The sequence below is a fragment of the Phenylobacterium sp. genome, from assembly GCF_030654915.1.
In the GTDB taxonomy this organism is placed as follows: domain Bacteria; phylum Pseudomonadota; class Alphaproteobacteria; order Caulobacterales; family Caulobacteraceae; genus Phenylobacterium.
In genome coordinates this window covers 1-3268 of record NZ_JAURWM010000327.1, presented here as the reverse complement: position 1 = coordinate 3268, position 3268 = coordinate 1, and the positions used below count along the sequence as shown (strand labels likewise).

At 67.4% G+C, this 3268-nt stretch carries 4 protein-coding genes; 3 read left to right on the top strand and 1 reads right to left on the bottom strand.

Annotation, left to right across the window (positions count from 1 at the left end; translation table 11 throughout):
* The 3 genes from Q7T84_RS17115 to msrA all read left to right on the top strand — a co-directional run.
* On the top strand, window positions 1-399 hold a 399-nt coding region (locus Q7T84_RS17115), incomplete at its 5' end, for a CoA transferase subunit A (RefSeq protein WP_304811236.1).
* Between the two features lies 1 nt (window position 400).
* The gene (locus Q7T84_RS17110) at window positions 401-1042 is read left to right on the top strand and encodes a 3-oxoacid CoA-transferase subunit B (RefSeq protein WP_304811234.1); all 642 of its coding nucleotides are present in this window, start codon (window positions 401-403) and stop codon (window positions 1040-1042) included.
* Window positions 1043-1248: 206 nt separating this feature from the next.
* Window positions 1249-1851: a peptide-methionine (S)-S-oxide reductase MsrA gene (gene msrA / locus Q7T84_RS17105; RefSeq protein ID WP_304811232.1), complete on the top strand. Its 603-nt coding sequence runs from the start codon at window positions 1249-1251 to the stop codon at window positions 1849-1851.
* On the opposite strand, the gene Q7T84_RS17100 is transcribed toward msrA, so the two are convergent.
* On the bottom strand, window positions 1820-3268 hold a 1449-nt coding region (locus Q7T84_RS17100; RefSeq protein ID WP_304811230.1), incomplete at its 5' end, for a glycosyltransferase family 39 protein. The two genes, msrA and Q7T84_RS17100, sit on opposite strands and share 32 nt — an antisense overlap.

Below are 3268 nucleotides of genomic sequence, written 5' to 3'. Positions count from 1 at the left end.
CGCATCCGCGCCGGCGGCGCCGGCATCCCGGCCTTCTTCACCAAGACCGGGGTCGGCACCCTGGTGGCCGAGGGCAAGGAGACCCGCGAGTTCGACGGCGAGCTCTATGTGATGGAGCGCGGCCTTACCGCCGACCTGGCCATCGTCAAGGCTCACACCGGCGACGCCGAGGGCAACCTTGTCTACCGAAAGACCGCCCGGAACTTCAATCCGATGATGGCCACGGCCGGCAAGATCACCATCGCCGAGATCGAGCACCTGGTTCCGATCGGCGCGCTCGACAAGGACAACATCCACACGCCCGGCATTTATGTGGACCGCATCTTCCAGGGCGCGACCTTTGAGAAGCGCATCGAGCGCGTGACCACGCGGCCCAGAGACGAAAAGGCGAGCGCCTAACATGGCCTGGACCCGTGAAGAGATGGCCGCCCGCGCGGCGCTGGAACTGCGCGACGGCTTCTATGTGAACCTCGGCATCGGCATCCCGACCCTGGTCGCCAACTACATCCCGGCCGGCATGCACGTGACCCTGCAGTCGGAGAACGGCATGTTGGGCATGGGCCCCTTCCCCTATGAGGGAGAAGAGGACGCCGACCTGATCAACGCCGGCAAGCAGACGATCACCGAGCTCGATAGCTCGTCCTATTTCTCGTCGGCCGACTCATTCGCGATGATCCGCGGCGGCCACATCGCCCTGTCTATCCTGGGCGGCATGCAGGTCTCCGAAAAGGGCGACCTGGCCAACTGGATGGTGCCTGGCAAGGTGGTGAAGGGCATGGGCGGGGCCATGGACCTGGTGGCGGGCGTCAAGCGCGTCGTCGTCGTGATGGACCATGTCGAGAAATCTGGCGCGCCGAAGCTGCTCAAGGCCTGCACCCTGCCGCTGACCGGCGCCGGCGTGGTCGACTTGCTGATCACCGACCTTGGCGTCTTCGAGATCAATCGCGGCAAAACCCCGCTGAAGCTGACGGCCCTGGCCTCCGGCGTCACCCTCGATGAGATCAAGGCCAAGACCGAAGCGACGTTCGAGGTCGGGCTCTAGTTCCTCTCCCTCGGGAGAGGCTAGGTGCGGGGGCGGCGCATAGCGGCGCTCCACGATCCATCGGCTTGCGAGGTGGCGCCTTTGTTCCCCTCACCCGACCTCTCCCCGCAAGCGGGGCGAGGAGAAGGTTTCGCATCCAACGGGCCGTATTGCGCGTATCTCATCCAGGCAGCGGCCGCCTTGCGTAGCCGCGCGAAGGTGAGATCATGAAACCGACCCGGACCGCCCTGGCCCTTACGGCCTTGTTCTGTCTTTCGGGAGCTGTGCCCATCGGGGCGGCGGCGTGGGCCGCCGGGCCGACCAAGACCGCCGTCTTCGCGGGCGGCTGCTTCTGGTCAGCCGAGAAGGCGATGGAGCATCTGCCGGGCGTGACCGACGTCGTGGTCGGCTACGCCGGCGGCGCGCTGCGCAACCCGACCTACGACAATCATCAAGGCCACCTGGAGGCGGTGAAGGTCACCTATGACCCGGCCAAGACCAGCTACGCCAAGCTGGTGGACGGCTTCTTCCACAATATCGACCCCACCGACGCGGGCGGTCAGATCTGTGATCGCGGCCCGTCCTACGCCACGGCGGTGTTTGTCTCGGGCGAGGATGAAACCCGCACCGCCCAGGCGGTGAAGGGCCAGGTCGCCAAGACCCTGGGCAAGCCTGTGGCCACCCGCGTCCTGACCGGCGGGACCTTCTGGAAGGGCGAGGCTTATCACCAGGACTACGCCAAGAAGAACCCGGCCAGCTACAACGCCTACCGTATCGGCTGCGGCCGCGACCGGGCGCTCAAGGCTGTTTGGGGATCTGCGGCGCCCTGACGGGCAGGCCGGTGACCGGGTCTCTCGGCATCGGCGCGAAAGTCTCGCCGATGAACATCTCGGCGCGCCGCCGCCGCTGGCTGTCGAGCCAGACGCTGACGATCTGGTAGCCCGACACCGCCTTGAAATCGGCCGCCATCTCGGGCGTGAAGGCCGGTTCCAGACTCACGGCCAGGACCCGCTTGCCAAGTTCGAGAGTGAGCGGCTGGGTGGTTTCGGCCTGGTTCTGCGGATGGGCTTCGCGCACCCACATCTTCAGCGGCGGTTCGCCATTCCGCCCGAAATACTCACGCCCGTAATAGGCCGCCGCGTTGAACATGAAGCGGTCGTCGACGGCCACGGCGCTCAGGCTGCCGGCGGGCTCGCGCATCGCGCGGTTGGCGATCTCCTCGGTCATCTGCTCCCAGCCCTTGGCGCGTTTGAAGGCGTTGGCTAGGCCGAGGGTGTCGGCGAGCGGCGGCATCAGCACGCAGGCCAGGAAGACAGCGGCCACCACCGCCTGCGTCGCCACGGCCCCGATCAGCCACCAGCGCCCGCGCCAGCGGACCAGCCAGGCGGCGACCAGGATGATCCCGGCGACATATCCAGCGCCGGCCCAATTGGCGTTGGCGCGGCTGATGAAGGATTGGAGGGTGACGATCAGCAGCGGCGGCAGGGCGTAGCAGAGCAGCAGCAGGTCGGCTGGCTCTAGTCTGCGGCGCACGGCCAGCAGCACCGCACCGCCGATCAACACCGCGAACGGGATCGGGCCGAACACCCCGAACTGCGAGGCGATGAAGTCGCCTAGTTCCTGGAAGTTGAACAGCTCGCGGCCACTCCAATTGGCGTTGGCGGCGGTGTGCTGGACAGTGGCGAAGCCGTGGGCGGCGTTCCAGGCTAGGTTAGGAGCCAGCACCAGCAGGAAGGCGCCCAACGCCAGGGCGGCGGCCTTCAGGCTCCAGATCGCCCGAGCTTGCGGGGAGATGAGTAGGTGCAGGGCCAGGCCGATGAGGGCGTAGACCGCCGCGTACTTGGCCAGGAACGCCAGGCCCGTGGCCGCGCCGAATCCGGCCGTCAGCCATAGGCGCCGGCGCCCCTCGGCCGTGGGCAGTTCGACATAGGCCAGCAGGGACAGCGCCAGGAACAGCAGCATCGAGGCGTCGGTCGCCACCACCAGCGAGGAGAGCTGCACCGCCGGCATCAACAGATAGAGCGCCGCGGCCGCGAAGCCGCTGGCCGCGCCGTAGAGCCGCCGCCCGATCCCGTAGACGCAGAGCGTCGTGCCCGCATGCAGCAGGGGCGAGGACAGGCGCACCCAGGGCTCTGCGTCGCCGCCGATCATCGTGGTGGCCCAGATCAGCCAGGCGACCATCGGCGGCTTGGAGTAGTAGCCCCAGTCGAGATTACGCGACCAAAGCCAGTACTGGGCCTCGTCCGG